Below are 18,361 nucleotides of genomic sequence, written 5' to 3'. Positions count from 1 at the left end.
CATGCTGAAGGCGGTCGTGTTCGACGACGAATTCATCGTGCTCAAGGGGCTGGAGCGTCTCATCGACTGGCGCGAGCACGGCGTCGAGCTGGCGGGGACGGCCAAGGACGGGCTGTCCGCGCTGGAGATGTTCAGGGCGCTGCGGCCCGATATCGTCATGACCGACATTCGCATGCCGGGCATGGACGGGCTTCAACTGATCGAGCGCATCCGCGAGGAGGCGCCGGATACGATGTGCATCGTGTTCAGCGGCTATAACGAGTTCGACTACGTCAAGCGCGCGATCAAGCTCGGCGTCGTGGACTATCTGGAAAAGCCCATCACGATCTTGAAGATCCGGGAAGGCATCGAGAAGGCGGTCGCGCGCATCGGCGAGCGGAGCGAGATGTCGAGCCTGAAGCGGAGATGGCAGGAGGGGCTGCTGGAAAAGGCGACGCTCGATCTGCTCCTCTACGGACGCGACGCCGAGGAGGCATGGCGGTCGCAATTCGGACCGGAAGCCGATGAAGTAAGGGGCGTCACGGTCGTCGCCAGCGCGGATTCGGCGTTCGAGCTGCCCGAAAGCCCCGGCTGCCGCGTCATTCCGGTCAGGTATGGGGCCGAATATCTGCAAGCCGTCTTCCATCTGGGGACCGTCGGCAGCGATTGGACCGGCGCCCTGCAGGCGTGGGATCGGACGGCCGTCGGCTCCGGGACGACGCACGCCGATGCCGGCGAGGCTGACGCCAGCTACCGCGAGGCGCTCCGGGCGCTTCGGTACGGCAAATATCTCGAGGGGACCGGCTGGACCCGGTACGAGGATCTGGGCGACGGGCACTCTCCCGCACCTGAGTTGTCCGATCTGGAGGAGGGTATCCTTTTCGACCTGCGGCTCGGGGACAAGGACGGCCTGATGCTGAAGCTGGACGACTACCTGGCTTCGTTCAAGCAGGGCAAGGTCGATCCGGAGATCGCCGAGCTCGAGCTGCTGAAGCTGCTGCTTCATGCCGCCTCCGCCGCCAAAGAAACGGGAGGCGACGCATCCGAGCTCGATCGCGCCGGCGAGCCGCCGCAGCTCGCGCTGCGCAGGCTCGAGACGAGATCGGCGCAAGCCGCATGGCTGCGGGCGGAGATCGAGCGGATCGCGGATTGGATACGCGGCGTGCGAATGCGCACGAAGCATTCGGCAGTGGAGAAGGCGCTCGCCTACATGGAGCTCCACTATGGCAGGGACCTGACCCAGCAGGAGGTCGCGGCCCACGTCGAGATGAACGCGGCGTATTTCAGCCTCCTTTTCAAAGAACAGATGGGGCTGTCTTATATCAAATATTTGACCAAGCTGCGCATGGAAAAAGCGAAGACGCTGCTGGAGGAAGGCATGCCGACGCAGGAGATCAGCGAGCGGGTGGGGTACTATCACGCGCGGCACTTCGCCGAAGTGTTCAAAAAGCAGACCGGCATGACGCCGGGACAATACCGGTCGACCGGGAGAGGCAGGTGAGCGGCATGCGGCAAACGGGACGGCGCCGCTTGTTTCGGCGGGCGGTCCTTCGCCTGGCGGCCCTTCGTCTGGCGGCCCTCCGCCTGGCGCTGCCGGCGTTTTCTGCGCTCCTGCTGGCGTCCTGCGGCGGCGCTCCGACCTCGACCCTTGTCCCTTCCGACGATGCGACGACGATTCTGTACCTTTCCTCCAACAAAGAAAACGAAGGCAGCTCCAGGATCATCAGCGAGCTTGCCCGGGAGTATCAAACGGCGCATCCGTCGGTGCGCTACAAGTTCGAGAACGTGTCGGAGAGCGACCTGAACCAGCGCGTGCAGCTGCTCGCGGCGAGCAACGATCTGCCCGTGCTGTTCAGCTATCAATCGGGCAAGCCGCTGCTCGATCTCATCGACAGCAACGCCGCGCTCGACCTGGAGCGGACGTTCGCGGAGCTCGGCATGGCGGACAGCCTGAATCCAGCCGCCGTCGAGCTGCTCAAGGCGTACGCGGAAGGGAAAGGCCTGTACGCGCTGCCGCTGGAGATGAACATCGAAGGCTTCTGGTACAACAAGACGCTTTTCGCAAAATACGGCCTGCATGAGCCGCAGACCTGGGATGAGATGCTGGCGGCGGCGGAAACGTTCAAGCGCGAGGGCATCCAGCCGTTCGCCGTGGCCGGCAAGGAGAAGTGGCCGATCACGCGTCTGATCAACGCGTACGCGATCCGCAAGCTCGGCGTCGACGCAATGGAAAAGGTGGACAAAGGAGGGCTGTCCCTCGCCGATCCCGGCTTCGTCGAGGCGGCGGACGTCGTGCAGCGTATGGGGCTCCAGGGATACTTCGGCTCCCGCGTGAATACGATCGACATGGGTTCGTCGGTCAACCTGTTTCTGCAGGGCAAGGCGGCGATGTTCTACATGGGCAGTTGGCAGCTGCGCGCCTTCAACGATCCTACGCAAAACAAGATCGGGGCGGACAACGTCGGCTTTTTCAGCATCCCGCTCGTTCGGGACGGCTTGGGTACGCTTGACGAGTATCCGGTGAACGCGGGTCTGACCACTTCCTTTTCTAAAGCCTCGTATACGCAGGAGGTCGGCGATTGGATGAAATACGTGTTCGAACGGTACGGCGACCGCGCCATGTCGGAGCTCGGCATGGTGACGGGATTTAACGTGAAGGACGTGCCGGAGGACGCGCCGCCGCTCACGAGAATGGTCCAGGGCAAGATCGGCGAGGTGAAAAAGGGGCGCTGTGGTTCGAGGCCCGCTTCAGCACCAAAGCGCAGCTGCTGGCCTGGGACAACGCGCAGCTGCTCGTCACGAGCGCGGGGTATTCGCCGAAGGACTATTTGGGCGAGCTTCAGCGGCAGCTGGAGGCCGATCGTAAGTCGGGGCGGTAGGCGGCGACCTGCGAAGGTGCGCGAATCGGTCGCCGGACCGGCAGGCCGCCCGAGCGCGACGGAATCGGATCATTTTATCCGGGATTCGGTTCTATGGGCGAGTCGAAAGGGTCTGCTAGAGTAAGAGACAGATGCGATAAGGGAGAGGTGCAAGATCATGGCGGATACGATCAAAATGCAAGCCGGGCAGGTCGAGATCGTGCGAAATGAAGCGTTCGTCCGGAAAGCGGAGGCGCTGAAGCCGGTTTTGCTCGAAGAGGCGGTCAAAGCGGCGCGTATCGTGGAGGTCGTCGCGGACGCCGAAGCCATGCACGGCTGGCGGGCAAGGGAGTCGGCGCCTGCCGAAGGCCTGGACAAGCGGGAATTCAAAAAGGGAGACGAAGTCGTACTGGACTTCGGCGACCATCGGGTCGGCTACGTCTCGTTCGACGTCCGTCCGGTCGGCAGTCCGCCGGACGCGCCGCTGAAGCTGAAGCTGACATTCGGCGAGATGCCGGTCGAGATGGCGGAGCCGTTCTCCTCGTACGACGGTTGGATCAGCAGCTCCTGGCTGCAGGAGGAGATCCTGCTCGTCGACGTGCTCCCGGCGCGAATCTCGATGCCGCGCAGATACAGCTTCCGGTATCTGAAGCTGGAAGTGCTCGATACATCGCAAAAATACCGCGTCGCTTTCGAGGAGGTGACGGTTCGAACCGTCACCTCCGGCGACGTGTCCGCGGTGACCGAGCTGGCGCATCCCGATCCCGTCCTTCGGGAGATCGACCGCGTGAGCGTCAAGACGCTGCAGGACTGCATGCAGGACGTATTCGAAGACGGTCCCAAGCGGGACCGCAGGCTGTGGCTGGGCGATCTGAGGCTGCAGGCATTGGTGAACTACGAGACGTTCCGCGGGGACGATCTGGTCAAGCGCTGCCTGTACCTGTTCGCGGCCGTGCCCGACGAGTCGGGGCGGGTGACGGCGAACCTGTTCATCGAGCCTTCCCTGATCGCGGACGATACGTATCTGTACGATTACTCGCTTTTTTTCGCGACGACGCTGCACGATTACGTGGAGGCAACCGGAGACGAAGAGACGCTGCGCGAGCTGTGGCCGCTCGCGCGCAGGCAGGTCGAGCTCGGGCTCGAGCGGCTGGACGAGACGGGCGTGCTGCGGGACGAAGAGACGTGGTGGGCGTTCATCGACTGGCATCAGTCGCTCAACAAGCAAGCGCCAGCGCAGGGCGTGCTGATTTACACGCTGAAGCGCGCGATCGCCATGGCCGAGCGGCTGGGCTGCGGTTCGGCGGCAGGACTGGCGGCCCGGCTCGCCGAGGTCGAGGCCGCGACGCTGGTACGGCTGTGGGACGCGGAGCTCGGCTTCTTCGTCAGCGGCGCGGACCGGCAGGTGTCCTGGGCGTCGCAGGCTTGGCTGGCGCTGGCGGAAGTGCTGCCGCCCCAAGAGAATAAGGCGCTTATGCTGCGGCTGCTCGCCGAGTCGCCGGACGTCGGCCCGACCACGCCGTACATGTACCATCATGTCGTCGAGGCGCTGCTCTTGACGGGCTGCCGGGACGAAGCGGTCGCGATGCTCAAGCAGTACTGGGGCGGCATGCTCGAAGACGGCGCGGACACGTTCTGGGAGTTGTATGATCCGCAGGACAAGAACTTTTCGCCGTACGGCAGCCATCTGATCAACAGCTACTGCCACGCGTGGAGCTGCACGCCAACTTATCTGATCCGCAAGTTCGGGCTGTAGGCAAAGGGACCTTTTTTTATACGTTTTAACAGTATCCCCTTCGGTCAGGAGCGTCTCCAAGCAGCCACTGAAGATCCTTCCTGATTGAGGGGGATACCGTTCAAATGGGATGAAAGGAGTGCGATAACGTGCAGAAGCGCCGATACCTCCTGGCATCGGCGCTTTTCTTTTACGGCTGAGGCCGCCTATAAGCGCTTGGCGTCATCCCGAACCGCAATTTGAACTTTCGGAAAAAGAAGCCGTGGCTCTCGTAGCCGCATTGCTGCGCGATCGCCGCGGTATCGAGCGCGGTCGTCCGCAGGAGCTCGGCGGCCCGGTTCAGGCGATACGTCTGTGCGAGCTCGCCGAACGTGCAGCCGGTATCGCGCTTCAGCAGGCGTCCCAGGTAATCGGGCGAGTATCCGAACCGCGCCGCGAGCTCGCCGAGCGTGCAGTCGCGGTAATGCTCTCGCAAATAGGCGAGCGACCCCGCAAGCTCGCCGTCCGCCGCCGCTTGCTCGGGGTCGTACTGCACGTCCTCGCCGCGCACGCGCATCAGCTCGAGGAATAGCAGCGGCACGTAGTGATGCAGCATGTCCTGCGCGTATTCGCCGCCGCCGTAGTGCTCGCGCAGCATGTTCAGGACGAGAGCCCGAAGCCGGTCCCGCTCTGCTGTCCGGAACACGATGAAGCGGTCGTGCGTCCGATTGTCCGACAGCTCGCGCCCGATGAACCGCTCGACGAGCCCGCCGCCGCGCAAGCGCTGGCCGTAGAACGCGGTAAGCGCCTCTTTTTTGGATGAGGATGTTAATCAGGATGTCTTCATCGCCCAGCTCATCGATCCGATGCGTCGCGTCGCGGCCGAGCAGGCACAGCTCCCCCCTCGCGCAGCTTGAGCGGGCGCCCCGCGACATGCTGTCGGCAGTTGCCGGCGTACATGTAGTTCAGCTCGAGAAACTCGTGCTTGTGCGGCACCATCTCGGCGAACCGGTGATGCTTGTAAATCGACACCGAGCCACCTGTGAAAAAGGGGGCGGAGACCATACGCGGAACGCCGTCCGTCTCCATGCGCAGTTCCGAGCCGTCCAGCTCGCTGAAGTGGCGGCCGGTGCTTTTTTGAATGCGCTCGACTTCGTCGTAGCCGCGCAGCAGCTCGTCCAGCTGGCGTTCGTCCATGGCAGTACCTCCTTCTCCACCTTTGCTCTGTCATATCTGAAATTATAGGGGGCCGCAGCAGAATGTAAAGGAGAGGGAGCCATCCCGAGTCTACGAGATCGAGTTACCCGGAACCGGCTAAATGCCCAACGAACCCAGCCTCCGTGACCGAGATAGCCGGAAAAACCGGCTAACTCCCCGCCAACGCGGCTCGCGCGACCGAGTTACCCGGAAAAACCGGCTAAATGCCCAACGAACCCAGCCTCCGTGACCGAGATAGCCGGAAAAACCGGCTAACTCCCCGCCAACGCGGCCCACGCGACCGAGTTACCCGGAAAAACCGCTAACTGTACGACCGACCCGGCTCATGCCATCGCCTCGACGGCCGATGTCACCCCCCTCCAGCGCGTCCCCGCCCCGCTGCCAGCCAATCCCAAAAAAAAATCGGACACTCGGGCCTAAAAAAAACGGATATCCGATTTTTGATGAATTCGTTTACAATTGAGGAAGAACTCGGCGGCCTGTCCGGCATTCGGCGATGACACGTTAAAAGGCGGTCGATTGGATGTTAGCCCCTATGCGGCTTGCGCTGCGACGCATGAGGCCCCGCAAGCTCCGGATACGGATCCTGCTGGCGATGGTCATGCTGTCCGTGCCGCCCCTCATTTTGCTCGGCTATATTTCCTACAATATCTCCAAAAACACGATCGTAAGCAATCATATGGACAACAACGAGCACAACCTCAAGACGGCCAGCGAGGTGGCGGACCTGCTGCTGCGCAACGTCGTGAACATGCACCGCCTCATCCTGGCCAACGACCAGGTGCGCGCGGATCTTAGGGCCGTCGGCGAGGACGGCGGGCGAATTCTCGATGTGCGCGCCGCGAACCGTCTGCAAAACGTGGTCGTCTCGAACCTGATCGACACGCGGCACATCGATTCGATCTGCCTGTTCGACCGCGGCTTCCACGCCGTCTGCTACGGCAGCACCGATGCCAACGCAGGCATCTATGCGAGTCCGCAGGGCAGGCTCGGCATCTCGGGCAGCGCTTGGTATCGAGATGCGCTTGCGGCGAAGGGCCGGGAGCTCTTTTTCGCCTACAACGTTCTCCAGGCAGCTCCAAGCAGCGGCTCTTTTTCCAGCGTAAAAGTGCTCCGCGATCCGTCCGACTACGAGACGATCGGGCTGCTCGTCATTAATTTGAAGAAGTCGATGTTCGGCCAGGCGATGAACGACAATCAGGACAGCGGCTTTCTCGTGCTCGATCCCGGGGGCAGCCCCGTCAGCGTCGTCTACGCGCAAGACCCGGTGCTCGTGCAGAAGTTCGCGGATGCGAGCGGGGAGGAGGATGCGTTTCGCGCGCTCCACCGGATGGGCTACCTGACAATCGGCTACCGCAACGACACGACCGGCTGGACGTTCCTCCACGTCGTCAAGGCGAGCCGGCTGCTGCAGGATTCCACGCGGATCGGCCTCGCGACCGCTTGGTTCGCGGCGTTTATCGGCCTGATCGCGCTGCTGCTGTCGCTGTTCGTCTCGGGCAGCATCACCCGGCCCTTGCTGCAGCTGAAGAAGATGATGATCCACTGGTCGAAAGGAAACGGGGAGCAGGCGCAGCGGACGGCCTTCGACGAGGACGAGGTCGGCGCGATCGGCGAGACGTTCCGGCGAATTTCTTCTGAAAATGTTCAGCTCAGCGAACGGCTCGTCCATTCGAAGCTCAAGGAGCGGGAGGCCGAGCTTCGCTCGCTCCAAGCGCAGATCAAGCCGCATTTTTTGTACAACACGCTCGATTCGATCTACTGGATGGCCGTTATCGCCAAGAACAAGGAGATCGCCAGCATGGCCGTCGCGCTGTCCGAGAGCTTCAAGCTGAGCCTCAACAAGGGCAAGGAGACGATCCCCGTCTTCAAGGAGCTGAAGCATATCGAGCACTACATGACGATCCAGAATCTGCGGTACAAAGGACGATTCCGGTACGTGGCGGAGGTCGAGCCGGAACTGATGAGCTTGGAGATTCTGAAGCTCCTTCTTCAGCCGCTCGTGGAGAATGCCATCTACCACGGCCTCGAGCCCAAGATCGGGGAAGGCGAAGTGCGCCTGACGGGCAAGCTGCGGAACGGCATGGCGATCTTCACGGTCGAGGACGACGGCGTCGGGATGGAGTCGCAAGAGCGGACGCAAGGCGGATACGGTCTCGGCAACGTTCGGGAGCGGCTCGCGCTTTACTACGGACCGGACAGCGCCCTGACGGTGAAGACCGCGCCGGACGAAGGCACGTCGATCGAGATCCGGTTTCGCCCGCTGGATATGAAGGAGGGATGAGGCATGCTGCGCGTCGTGATCTGCGACGATGAATATATCGTCCTGGAGGGCCTGCGCTCGATGATCGAATGGTCCGACTACGGCATGTCTCTCGCGGGCACCGCCGAGGACGGCAAGACGGCCTTGGCGCTCATCCGCGATCTGCGGCCCGACATCGTGATGACGGACATTCGGATGCCGGGCATCGACGGATTGCGCCTGATCGAGCTTGTCATGGAGGTGGCGCCGGAGACCGTCTGCATCGTGTTCAGCGGGTTCAACGAGTACGAATATGTGCGGACCGCGATGAAGCTCGGAGTCGTCGATTACTTGGAGAAGCCGATCACGTTGGAAAAAGTGGACGAGGCGCTGCGGCGGACACGCGAGCGGATCGGCAGGCGCGAGGAGCTGGCCGCGCTGCGGCGGGCCGCGGAAGCGAACCGCGAGGCGATGCTCGAGCAGGCGACGCTTGCGCTGCTCCGGCGTGGTCTGGAGGTGCTCCCGCGTTGGCGCGCCTGCTTCGGCGAGGCGGAGGCGGACCGAGTGGTCGCCGTCACCGTCATTGCGGGCGAAGTGCCGGAAGGGGCGCTGGAGAATGCGCTGGAGCCGCTCGGCGCGAGTCGGACGGTCGTTGGGGCCGATGGGGACGAGTCTCTTGCGGCCGTCTTTCACTTCGCATGGCCGGACGACGCAGGCTGGGAGGAAGTGCGGGGCCGCATGTCAGAGCTGCCGGACACGGCCGGCGCGGGAGGGACGTACAGCGTCGTCGCCGACGTCGTCCGCAGCCGGACCGAGGCGCTGCGGGCGTTGCGGTTCGCCCGGTTCCTGGAGGAGCGGGGCTTGACCCGTTACGCGCATATCGCCGAGAGCGGCGTCTTCCCCGAAGGGCTGACGGATCGCGAAGAGGCGATCCTGTTCGATATCCGAACCGGAGATAAAGAGGGGCTGCTCCGTGACCTGGACGCCTTCAGCAGATGGATGGAGCAAGAGCGCCTCGATCCGGAGCTCGCGGAGCAGGAGATTTTGAAGCTGGCTTACGTCGGCCGCCGTTCGGGCAGGGAGACGGTGCCGGGCGCGCAGCGGACCGCCATGCCCGCGGCGGCGGTGCCGCACCGGGAGTTAGCGGGCATGCAGACGCGAGACGAGATGTTCCGCTGGCTCCGCGAGCAGTTGGAGACGGTGTTCGCCAAAACCGCCGAGGAGCGGCAGGCGTCCCAGCACGCCGCGGTGGCCAAGGCGATCGACTTCATCGGGCGGCATTTCCGCCGCGATCTGACGCTGCAGGAGGTCGCGGATCACGTCGGCATGAACACGACCTATTTCAGTCTGTTGTTCAAGGAGAAGACGGGCGCTTCGTACATCAAGCACGTCACGCGACTGCGGCTCGACGAAGCCAAGCTGCTTCTGCGCGAAGGCAAGCGAGTGAACGAGGCAAGCGAGGCGGTCGGCTATTACAACTACAGGCATTTTACGGAGCTGTTCAAAAAGCACGTCGGCATGACGCCCGGCCAGTACCGGGACGATCCGGGCGCGGCGACGAGGAAGGAGGCGGAGCATGGCTGATCATCGTGCCGGACGCCGGAAAGGGGATCATGCGCAGCTTCCGCCGGGCGCGCGCCGTAACCGATTATTTTTGCAATGGACGCCATTGCTGCTCGCACTCATCCTGCTCTCCGCATGCGGCGGCGTATCGTCTTATTCCTCTGACCGTCCGGTCGTGTCCGATCCGACCCGCGTCATTCGCTACGTCTCCTCCAATCTGGAGTCGCAGCAGCCCCGCATCGTCAGCGAGCTGGCCCGGGACTACGAGCGGGAGCACCCTTCGGTCCGGTACGAATTCGAGAACGTCAACACGTCCGACCTGCTGCAGCGGATCCAGCTGCTGGCGGCGAGCAACGACCTCCCGGAGCTGTTCACTTACGAATCCGGCAAACCGCTGCAGCAGCTGTCCGAGCACGGCTTCGTGCTCGATATCGAGCAGGCTTTCGGGGAGCTGGGTCTTGGGGACGCGCTGAATCCGACCGCCGTCAAACTGCTCAAGTCGATGACAGGCGGGAAGGGGCTGTACGCGCTGCCGCTCGAGATCAACATCGAGGGGTTCTGGTACAACAAGTCGCTTTTCGAGCAGAACGGCATTGAGGTGCCCAAAACCTGGGACGAGCTGCTTCAAGCGGCCGAAAAGCTTCAGCAGGCGGGTGTGCAGCCCTTCGCCGTGGCCGGCTCGCAGAAATGGACGCTCACCCGGCTGATCAACGGGTACGTCGTGCGCAAATACGGCTTCGACGCGATGGCGCGGGTGAGCCGGGGCGAACTCAGCCTCACTGATCCGGGGTTCGTCGAGGCGGCGGACGTCGTCCAGCGCATGGCGCTGCAGGGCTATTTCGGGGACCACGTGAACACGACGGATCTGGACGAGGCGACCGCGATGTTCTTGCAGGGCCGTGCTGCCATCTACTATACGGGGGAGCTGGAGCCTTCGGGACTTCAACGATCCGAAACAGAACCGCATCGGAGAGGACCGGATCGGCTTGTTCAATATCCCGCTTGTACCGGGCGGCGCGGGCGGCGAAGGCGATTGGCTGCTTAACGCGGGGCTGACGACCTCCTTCTCCGCGGCCGGCTACGACGACGAGATAAAGCGGTGGATGAAGTCGGTGTTCTCGGATTACGGCAACAAGGCGATGAGCGAGATGGGCATTATTACGGGGTTCAAAACCGACCGTCTGCCGCAAACGCTGCCGCCGCTGACCCAATTGGCGCAGAGCAAGATCGACGGCATCCAAAACGGCACGCTGTGGTTCGAGGCTTTCTTTAACGCAGAGACGCAGGCAACCGCCTGGAACAACGCGCAGCTGCTCGTATCGAGCGCGAGCTACACGCCGTCCATGTATATGGCCGATTTGCAGATGGCGCTGGACAAGCAATTGCGGAGCGAGCATTAAGAAGGAAGACGACCGGGGACCGGTCGCCTTTTGCTATGCAGAGTGTGCATGGGGTCTGAGGCGGAACAGCGAGCTGACGGCTGTCGTTACTCTCACTGGCAGTGCGTTGAAACACCGCAACCTTCAGGAGGATCATTACGTCTCACATTTAAATGGAAAATAAAGGGGTGGTGACTTCAATTGTGAAAATGAATGTTTGGTTTGCATTTTTTTGTCTTGTGTTTCTGTTTGGTTGCGCTAAGGAAACAACAGAGCAGAATAACGTTAATCCCGTTGAATACATCGAGTCGTTTGGTTGGCATGTGGATGGGAAAACAAGCAAAGAAAAGCTACAAACAAAAAACGCGGATCCAAGTATAGCGGCTATTGTTGATTTGAAGCCGTATGTGGATAAAGAAATTTATATTACAACCTACCTGCTGAGAGAAAAACACAAATCAGGAAAGAAACTATACGCTCGCGTTTATCAAGTTAATGAAGACATTATTGGCGGATACGGACATATAGAGACTTGGGAGCCTGGCGTTTTCTCTTTAAAGGATAAAGAAAGGTTACCATGGAGGTAAGATAATTAAATCACGCGTTCTCTTTCATTACGCGAACGGAGAACTTATAGTTGGAACCAAAGGGAATGTTAATGAAATAAGAAAGGGTGAGAATTATGGAAGTAAATGTGTTAGCGCATTTACCAGATCCAGCAAGCTTAAAAAAAGCTAATGAAAATCCAAGCAACGCTAAATATTATTCTTTCTCGAGATGAATGGCTTCGTTACCATAGTTTTGTTCAAGATTGGGCTGAGGGTGTTTGCATGGCGAAGATAGATAATGGAGCAGGCGATCATCTCCTTATTATGTTTTCCCCTGAAGGTACCGTCCTAAAAGGCTTCGATCATGAATCTGGATTAAGCCCCTATGCGCAAGATGAACATCAAGTATGGCAAGGGATTTATGATGACGCTCCAAAGGACTTATTGTCTTTGCTTGAAGACGAAGCGATTGAAAAAGACGATGTGACTTTTTGTATTTGGCGTAAAAACAGCGACACTAACTGGCACAAGGGAAAAGTTGAGATTCCAAATGGCGAAAGCGATGGTTCTGATTTTTTTAGTGGGCTGTATATTCCATACGCCAGAGGATTTTGCAGAATTTGCGAGCGGTTATTTTGAATTATCGCCTTCCTTAGAAGCTGTTGCAAAAATTTACGATGATTCCCCCCATTACGGAAGAGATGATCCATATTCTAAATCCCGACTGTGATGTAAAGGAAGTTCTTCGAGAATTAGAGTTATTGCGTTTAGGGAGTTAGTGGAGGTTAAATCATCTAATGAGGCTGCCACGAACGCAACGAAATGGAAATTGAACGTCTAAATATAGCTTTCCCTTAAGAGTTAATCTACTAAAAACTTGGAGGATCCACTTCATTGAATAAAGCATTGCTAATGGTCATGTTAGCTTTGTTCATAATTATAGGAAGTTCAAATTATCAAACCTCCAATGATAGTACACGTTATGTTTATACTGTTACGATAAAAGACAAAACCTACGGCATTACTGACGTAGAAGTACCCACAGAGCAAATAGGTGAAAAATTGGAGATGTACCTATAACTTGCAATGTCTCAGAATGTGCTCCGCCTCCTGGGAAAATCTTTTATAAAATTAAGGGGTATCAGAACAAGAAATACGTTGCAGTTTTCAGCGAATCTGAAAAAAAAGTATTACAGATGGACTGAATTAACTTAAGCTTCATTAAGCTATCCGGGAACTACAATTTAAAAAGAACACGAAGGAAGCCGCAACCATAAACGATCGGGCTGCCTTTGCCACGCTAACGGCAGTTATCCTCAGTTAAAAGATGTTGTTTATTTTCCAAATTTTCATGTAAAATAATTTATGCAATCTTTGGTATGTGTGACTGGCGTAAACGTGGAGAACCACGAGGGAGCACATATTTCATAACGTCGTACGCCTGGGCAAAGTATTTGATGGATTATCATCAAATGCTTTTTTTTATTTATCCATCGAAAGGATGTTGCCTGTATGAACGAAATTACGTTGCGTTATGGAATGAATCCTCATCAAGGAAGTGCAAAACTTTGCTCGGATCAAAAATCGCCCGTCAAAATCCTTAACGGGGAAGCCAGTTACATTAATATCTTAGACGCTCTGAATTCTTTTCAGCTAGTCATGGAGTTGAAAAGGAGCCTTGGCCTACCATCCGCTACGTCTTTTAAACACGTAAGCCCTGCGGGTGCCGCTGTATATCATCCGCTAAGTCCCAAGTTGGCAACGTCATACTTCGTTGATGACTTAGAGTTATCTCCGCTAGCCATTGCGTACGCACGCGCAAGAGGAGCTGACCGAATGTCATCATATGGCGATTGTGCCGCGTTTAGCGATACGGTGGATGTTACCGTTGCCAATATGTTGAAGAGAGAAGTTTCCGACATGATTGTCGCACCTGGATATGATGATACGGCGTTAGAAATACTCAAGAAAAAAAAAGAAAGGTAAATACTTAATCGTTGAAATTGACCCTGATTACAAACCTGCAATTCTCGAACAGAGAACCTTGTTTGGGTTGAACTTGCAACAAGAGCGGAATGAATTCGTAATTACTGACCAATTATTATCAAACATTGTCACAAACGAACAGGCCATTCCCGATTCCGCTAAAAGGGATTTGCTGCTCGCGATGATTACGCTGAAATATACGCAATCGAATTCAGTTTGCTTTGCCTTAGACGGACAGGCAATCGGGATTGGTGCGGGGCAACAATCCCGTATTCATTGTACGAGGATCGCGGGAAGCAAGGCAGACAATTGGTTTTTAAGACAACATCCAAGTGCTCATAGGATAAAGTTTAAAAAAAGAGGTAAGCCGAGCAGAAAGAAACAATGCCATTGACTTATGGTTATCCGATGACCCTTCCCCTCAAGAAGAGAAGCAATGGACTGTATATTTTGACGAGGCGCCTGCGCGCCTTTCGTCCGAAGAAAAAACAACGTGGTTACAACGACTGAAACAAGTTTCGTATGCATCCGATGCTCTCTTACCGTTTAGAGACAATCTTGATCGCGCCAGCCGGAGCGGAGTTAAATATGTTGTTCAAACGGGGAGTTCATCAAATGACGCGGAAATCGTAAAAGCTGCGAATGAATACGGGATGGTTATGGCGTATTCGGGCGTTAGACTGTTCCATCATTAAATATAAAACAGCGACAGTCTAGGACTCATTTTCACGTCCACAACTGTCGCTGCTTTATTTTTATTCGTATGCGCTCGCATGAGATAACACTGACAACAAAATCCTCATTGCAAGCAATTCAAACTTCGGCGTTACGAAAGCAGCGAGCGGACCAGGCGGACGCTATTTTCGAGGTTTACGTGCATGAGGCGGACTTGCCGGACCGAGGAGTCGTTATTCGCGAAAAAAGAGGGGCCGCAACGTGCCGGGAACGATAAATAGCGAACGCTCAGTCCGTAGAGAAAGAAAAACGGACGATTTCGGAAAAATAGCGGATTCTGAGTCCGTCCCAAGTCTCGCAGCCTTCCTCGCTTGTTCGCCCCCAACCGAGTTCCTTTTCAACCCTTAACCGCACCTGCCGTCATGCCCGCGACGATCTTTTTTATTGAAAAAAAATAAACAGGACGAGCGGCGGGATGGAGATGAGGATGATGTCGGCGAAGAGCAGGTTCCACGACGTGTTGTACAGGCTCGTGAAGTTGTAGAGCGTGAGTTGGATCGTCGCGTTGCGCGCGCCGGGGAAGAAGTAGAGCGGGTTCACGAAGTCGTTGTAGATGCCGACGGCGGACAGGACGACCACAGTGGAGGTAACCGGCGCGAGGAGCGGGAAGATCATGCGGAAAAACAGCCGCAGGCTGCCGCAGCCGTCCACGATCGCGGCTTCGTCGATTTCGCGCGGGATGGTGGCCATAAAGCCCTTGTACAGGATCGTCGCGAACGAGATGCCGAGCGCGACCTCGATCAGCACGATGCCGCTCATCGTTTTGAACAGATGGATGGAGTCGAGCACCCAGATCGTCGGCACAATGGCGGGCGGGATCATGAGGCCAGCCAGCACCAAGAAGCTGATCGTGCCCGACCAGCGGTCCGTCCTGCGCTGCATGACGTAGCCGGCCATGGCGCAGACGACGACGAGCACGGCGATCGACAGCAGCGTGATCGCGGCGCTGTTCAGGAAAGCCCGCGACACCATGCCGTCCTGGGCGGTGAGCACGGTCTTGTAGTTGTCGTAAATCTCGAACGCGCTAGGCCAGCGGATATCGAGCAAGGAGGACTCGGTGCGATTTTTAAACGAGTTGATGATGACGAAGTAGAAGGGGACCCAGAAGACGACGACGGACAGCAGGACGGCCAGCGCTTCGAGCGCGATGCGACGGGCGGAGCGGCTCATAGGTCCACCTCTCTCTTGTTGAGAAATTTAAACAGCGGAAACGCCAGCAGCGACACGCCGATGAACAGGATGACGTTGCCCGCGGTCGCGAGGCCGTAGAAGCCGCCTTGATATTGCTTGTAGATGATGGAGGCGATCAGGTCGGTGCTGAAGCCGGGGCCGCCCTTGGTCATCGCCCAGACGAGGTCGAACGAGCGCAGTCCGCCGATGAAGGCGAGGATGATGACGGAGTTCATCGCGGGCGCGGTCAGCGGAATCGTGATATAGCGGAATTTGGAAAAGGAAGTTCCGCCGTCGATCTGCAGCGCCTCGTAATACTCCTCGGGGATCGACATGATGCCCGCGATAAAGATGACCGTCGCCATGCCGACGCCTTTCCACACGTCCACCAGCGCAACGGACAGCAAGGCAATACCGGTGTCGCCCAGCCAGTCGGGACCCGCGATGCCGACCGCCGACAGGCTGCGGTTGATTAGCCCCTGCGTCGGATGCATCATGCTGCTGAAGGCGATGCCGACGGCAATCGTCGAGAGCAGGGTAGGGAAAAAGACGACCGATCGCAGATAGCTCTTGACACGCAGCGACGAAGTGAGCGCCACGCCGAGCAGCAGGCCGAAGACGACCTTGAGCGCGCAGGTGACGACGGCGTAAATGAGCGTGTTGCGGAAGCCGATATTGAGCGACGATTCGGAGAAGAAGGTCGCGTAATTGTCGAAGCCGATGAATTCCCAATCGACCAGGTCCCAGCGCGTCATGCTGAAGAAAAAAGACATGAGCGTCGGCAGCAGGAAAAAGATGAAGTAGACGATGCCGGCGGGCAGCAGGAATGCGTAGGAATAAAATCGCCTGGATGCTTTGGTCATTCTCTCTCGCTCCTATCGGATTCATAAATCGGCCCTGCGGCGATATCGCAGGGCCGATCGATGGGGTGCTTGCTAAAGGGCTGCTTTGTGCTGCTTAAGGGCTGATTAAGCGGCTGCTTCCGCCTTACTTACCAGCCTGCCAGTCCGAGCTGCTTGGCTTGCTTCTCGACGTCCTTGTCGTACGCCTTCGCGCTGTCTTCGGGCGACTTCATGCCGGAGCCGGCTTCGACCGTAATCTGCGGCAGGTTCGGGCCCTTGAGCGGCGACAGGAACTCGAGCGCAGGCGCGTTATTGTTGCTGTCGAAGTAAGGTAGCATATCCTTAACGCCGCCGTAGGCGTCCTCGGGGAGCGCGGCGCCTTTAATAACGTACGGGCCTTCCGGCTTCGCCTTGGCGGCCATGAGCGCCATCGCCTCCGGCGTGTCGAAGAACGCGAGCCACTTTTTGGCGGCTTCCACGTTTTTGCCGTCCTTGTAGATCGAGATGGCGGCTGGCATCCACACCGTCAGGCCGTTGCTGTCCGCGCTGTCGCCGGGCTGGGCAAATACGCCGATATCGTCGATCTTGTCGGGATACGTGGCGAAAATGTTGGAGAGCGCGAACGTCAGCATCGGATACTGGACGCCCGTGCCGTCGACGAGCATCTTGAGCGCCTGGTCGTAGGTGGTGGACAGATAGTCCTTGTTCAAGTAAGGCTTCATCTCGGCCAGCTTCTCGAAGCTGCGCAGCGCGGCCGGCGTCGTGGCGAACTTGGCCGTGCCCGCCGTGAAGTCGTCGGCGAAGGTCGGCGCGGTCGCCTGCACGTTGAACTGGTCGGCCAGCAGGATGAGCTGCGACGTCCAGCTGTCTTTGTAGGAGCCGATGACGGCCGTTTTGCCCGCGGCTTTGATCTTCTCGTTATTCGCCTTGAGCTCGTCCCAGGTTTTCGGTACGGACAATCCCAGCTCGGCATACACCTTCTGGTTGTACAGCCACGCGCCCGCTTGGGAGGAGCCGCTCGGACCGGCGTAGATGCGGCCGTTCACGCTGACTGTCGGCTTGAACGAGTCGACCACGTTGTCCATGAACGGCTCATCCGTGAGGTCGAGGAAGTATTTTTCCGGTTGGAGGGACTTGAAGAGCGAGCCCGCGTTGTAAAAGTTCAGATCGTCCATCTCGCCGGTCGCGAGCTTCGTCTTGACGAGGTTGTCGCCTTCGCCGCCGCCGGGGCGCAGGTCGAATTCGGTCTTGATGTTGTAACGCTTCTCGATCTCGTCGGTGATCGCTTTAATGCCCTCGGTCGACGTCTGGTTGTCGATGAGCAGCTTGAGCGTCACCGGCTTTTCGTAGCGTTCGCTCTCCGCGCTCGCCGAAGGGCTGGCCGCCGCGGACGAGGCCGGTGCTGAAGCGGATGCAGAGGCGGAAGCGGACGGTTCAGTCGTGGATGGGCTCGCCGAGGCGGCGCCGTTATTGTTGTTGCTGCCGCAAGCGGACAGCATTGCGGCGGTCAGCAGCGTGCCGGACAGTACCGCGAGCGATTTCTTTTGAGACATGTGCATGTGAAAGGATCCTCCTTTATTTTCTTCGCCCGCCGGCAGCTCGCCGGTCGGGGAAGCCCCCGTGGCTCTTTGCGTCGTCGGGACCGTGTCGCCCCGTGCTTCACAGTGTAAGGGGTTGCACGCCGGCCGGTAAGCGTCCCATTTTTTGGCCGACCGTCTGATTTTTTTGGGGAGGCGGAATTTGTTTAGGCTTTGACGTTTGCCTGGCCGCGGAAAACAGGGGATTTTACGGTTGGAGTCTGCGGGATGTGGCGAGAGGACGGCGTAGGAGCAAATTTTGCGGTTTGATATGAATGAGATTCGCTTGCAGCCAACCTAGCAGATTCGCACAATCGCATAACCGCACAAATCTCGCTTGCAGCAGGGCTTAGGCACGTTTCCCGCTCAATAGCCGCGCATTCCACGCATACAGCCGCGCGCCTCAGCTGCAACCGTACAAATCTCGTTTGTAGCAGGTCCTAGGCGCGTTTCCCGCTCAATAGCCGCACGTTCCACGCCTACAGTTTGCGCGCCTCCGGTGCAACCGCACAAATCTCGCTTGCAGCAGGTCCTAGGCACGTTTTCCGCT

Annotated in this window: 16 protein-coding genes and 1 riboswitch; of the genes, 11 read left to right on the top strand and 5 right to left on the bottom strand. The window is 58.3% G+C overall.

The window, feature by feature from the left end:
• Nucleotide 1 precedes the first annotated feature (1 nt).
• Genes OMP38_RS09605 through OMP38_RS09595 form a run of 3 tightly spaced genes read left to right on the top strand, consistent with a single transcriptional unit; the run spans nucleotide 2 to nucleotide 4,593 of the window.
• Nucleotides 2–1,480, top strand: coding sequence for a response regulator transcription factor (locus OMP38_RS09605; RefSeq protein WP_277564874.1), 1,479 nt, complete (start codon nucleotides 2–4; stop codon nucleotides 1,478–1,480).
• Nucleotides 1,481–1,485: 5 nt separating this feature from the next.
• Nucleotides 1,486–2,982: an ABC transporter substrate-binding protein gene (locus OMP38_RS09600; protein ID WP_277565220.1), complete on the top strand. Its 1,497-nt coding sequence runs from the start codon at nucleotides 1,486–1,488 to the stop codon at nucleotides 2,980–2,982.
• A 33-nt stretch (nucleotides 2,983–3,015) separates the two neighbouring features.
• The gene (locus OMP38_RS09595) at nucleotides 3,016–4,593 is read left to right on the top strand and encodes an alpha-L-rhamnosidase-related protein (protein WP_277564873.1); all 1,578 of its coding nucleotides are present in this window, start codon (nucleotides 3,016–3,018) and stop codon (nucleotides 4,591–4,593) included.
• 169 nt (nucleotides 4,594–4,762) lie between these two features.
• Here the strand turns inward: OMP38_RS09595 and OMP38_RS09590 are convergent, their stop codons facing one another.
• Together OMP38_RS09590 and OMP38_RS09585 are read right to left on the bottom strand one after the other, a co-directional pair.
• On the bottom strand, nucleotides 4,763–5,332 hold the full coding sequence (locus OMP38_RS09590; RefSeq protein WP_277564872.1) for an AraC family transcriptional regulator: 570 nt from the start codon (nucleotides 5,330–5,332) through the stop codon (nucleotides 4,763–4,765).
• A 74-nt stretch (nucleotides 5,333–5,406) separates the two neighbouring features.
• Nucleotides 5,407–5,748, bottom strand: coding sequence for a cupin domain-containing protein (locus tag OMP38_RS09585; RefSeq protein ID WP_277564871.1), 342 nt, complete (start codon nucleotides 5,746–5,748; stop codon nucleotides 5,407–5,409).
• Between the two features lie 544 nt (nucleotides 5,749–6,292).
• Here OMP38_RS09585 and OMP38_RS09580 point away from each other — a divergent pair.
• The 8 genes from OMP38_RS09580 (at nucleotide 6,293) to OMP38_RS36620 (ending at nucleotide 13,881) form a co-directional block, all read left to right on the top strand.
• On the top strand, nucleotides 6,293–8,053 hold the full coding sequence (locus OMP38_RS09580; RefSeq protein ID WP_277564870.1) for a sensor histidine kinase: 1,761 nt from the start codon (nucleotides 6,293–6,295) through the stop codon (nucleotides 8,051–8,053).
• A 3-nt stretch (nucleotides 8,054–8,056) separates the two neighbouring features.
• Nucleotides 8,057–9,595 carry a response regulator gene (locus OMP38_RS09575; RefSeq protein WP_277564869.1) on the top strand — a complete coding sequence of 513 codons (1,539 nt, stop codon included), beginning with the start codon at nucleotides 8,057–8,059 and terminating at the stop codon, nucleotides 9,593–9,595.
• Complete coding sequence (locus OMP38_RS09570) at nucleotides 9,588–10,619, top strand: ABC transporter substrate-binding protein (protein ID WP_277564868.1); 1,032 nt, start codon at nucleotides 9,588–9,590, stop codon at nucleotides 10,617–10,619. Before OMP38_RS09575 ends, OMP38_RS09570 begins: the two co-directional genes overlap by 8 nt.
• Complete coding sequence (locus OMP38_RS09565; protein ID WP_277564867.1) at nucleotides 10,561–10,974, top strand: hypothetical protein; 414 nt, start codon at nucleotides 10,561–10,563, stop codon at nucleotides 10,972–10,974. The genes OMP38_RS09570 and OMP38_RS09565 overlap by 59 nt, the downstream gene beginning before the upstream one ends.
• Nucleotides 10,975–11,156: 182 nt before the next feature.
• Nucleotides 11,157–11,540, top strand: coding sequence for a hypothetical protein (locus OMP38_RS09560; RefSeq protein WP_420869602.1), 384 nt, complete (start codon nucleotides 11,157–11,159; stop codon nucleotides 11,538–11,540).
• Between the two features lie 150 nt (nucleotides 11,541–11,690).
• Nucleotides 11,691–12,140, top strand: a complete 450-nt coding sequence (locus tag OMP38_RS09555) for a hypothetical protein (RefSeq protein ID WP_277564866.1) — start codon at nucleotides 11,691–11,693, stop codon at nucleotides 12,138–12,140.
• Nucleotides 12,141–12,874: 734 nt separating this feature from the next.
• A riboswitch (ZMP/ZTP riboswitch) is annotated at nucleotides 12,875–12,955 on the top strand.
• Between the two features lie 58 nt (nucleotides 12,956–13,013).
• The gene (locus OMP38_RS36625; RefSeq protein WP_277564865.1) at nucleotides 13,014–13,487 is read left to right on the top strand and encodes a hypothetical protein; all 474 of its coding nucleotides are present in this window, start codon (nucleotides 13,014–13,016) and stop codon (nucleotides 13,485–13,487) included.
• A 58-nt stretch (nucleotides 13,488–13,545) separates the two neighbouring features.
• Nucleotides 13,546–13,881, top strand: a complete 336-nt coding sequence (locus tag OMP38_RS36620) for a hypothetical protein (protein WP_477100070.1) — start codon at nucleotides 13,546–13,548, stop codon at nucleotides 13,879–13,881.
• A gap of 722 nt (nucleotides 13,882–14,603) precedes the next feature.
• On the opposite strand, the gene OMP38_RS09540 is transcribed toward OMP38_RS36620, so the two are convergent.
• From OMP38_RS09540 to OMP38_RS09530, 3 genes are all read right to left on the bottom strand, one after another.
• Nucleotides 14,604–15,392, bottom strand: coding sequence for a carbohydrate ABC transporter permease (locus OMP38_RS09540; protein WP_338130449.1), 789 nt, complete (start codon nucleotides 15,390–15,392; stop codon nucleotides 14,604–14,606).
• The gene (locus OMP38_RS09535; RefSeq protein ID WP_277564864.1) at nucleotides 15,389–16,255 is read right to left on the bottom strand and encodes a carbohydrate ABC transporter permease; all 867 of its coding nucleotides are present in this window, start codon (nucleotides 16,253–16,255) and stop codon (nucleotides 15,389–15,391) included. Before OMP38_RS09535 ends, OMP38_RS09540 begins: the two co-directional genes overlap by 4 nt.
• 128 nt (nucleotides 16,256–16,383) lie before the next feature.
• Entirely contained in the window at nucleotides 16,384–17,793 is a 1,410-nt protein-coding gene (locus OMP38_RS09530) for an ABC transporter substrate-binding protein (RefSeq protein WP_277564863.1), read from the bottom strand.
• Nucleotides 17,794–18,361: the final 568 nt, after the last annotated feature.

Origin of the sequence: Cohnella ginsengisoli (assembly GCF_029525555.1) — a bacterium.
Classification (GTDB): Bacteria; Bacillota; Bacilli; order Paenibacillales; family Paenibacillaceae; genus Cohnella; species Cohnella ginsengisoli.
This window is presented reverse-complemented; position numbering and strand designations above follow the sequence as displayed.

What these genes read in the sequence shown, in the direction of transcription:
- OMP38_RS09570 (WP_277564868.1), top strand. Translation starts at nt 9,588, where the DNA reads ATGGCTGATCATCGTGCCGGACGCCGGAAAGGGGATCATGCGCAGCTT.
- OMP38_RS09540 (WP_338130449.1), bottom strand. Translation starts at nt 15,392, where the DNA reads ATGAGCCGCTCCGCCCGTCGCATCGCGCTCGAAGCGCTGGCCGTCCTG.
- OMP38_RS09535 (WP_277564864.1), bottom strand. Translation starts at nt 16,255, where the DNA reads ATGACCAAAGCATCCAGGCGATTTTATTCCTACGCATTCCTGCTGCCC.
- OMP38_RS09600 (WP_277565220.1), top strand. Translation starts at nt 1,486, where the DNA reads ATGCGGCAAACGGGACGGCGCCGCTTGTTTCGGCGGGCGGTCCTTCGC.
- OMP38_RS09605 (WP_277564874.1), top strand. Translation starts at nt 2, where the DNA reads ATGCTGAAGGCGGTCGTGTTCGACGACGAATTCATCGTGCTCAAGGGG.
- OMP38_RS09575 (WP_277564869.1), top strand. Translation starts at nt 8,057, where the DNA reads ATGCTGCGCGTCGTGATCTGCGACGATGAATATATCGTCCTGGAGGGC.
- OMP38_RS36625 (WP_277564865.1), top strand. Translation starts at nt 13,014, where the DNA reads ATGAACGAAATTACGTTGCGTTATGGAATGAATCCTCATCAAGGAAGT.
- OMP38_RS09555 (WP_277564866.1), top strand. Translation starts at nt 11,691, where the DNA reads ATGAAAATCCAAGCAACGCTAAATATTATTCTTTCTCGAGATGAATGG.
- OMP38_RS09580 (WP_277564870.1), top strand. Translation starts at nt 6,293, where the DNA reads ATGTTAGCCCCTATGCGGCTTGCGCTGCGACGCATGAGGCCCCGCAAG.
- OMP38_RS09585 (WP_277564871.1), bottom strand. Translation starts at nt 5,748, where the DNA reads ATGGACGAACGCCAGCTGGACGAGCTGCTGCGCGGCTACGACGAAGTC.
- OMP38_RS09595 (WP_277564873.1), top strand. Translation starts at nt 3,016, where the DNA reads ATGGCGGATACGATCAAAATGCAAGCCGGGCAGGTCGAGATCGTGCGA.
- OMP38_RS09530 (WP_277564863.1), bottom strand. Translation starts at nt 17,793, where the DNA reads ATGCACATGTCTCAAAAGAAATCGCTCGCGGTACTGTCCGGCACGCTG.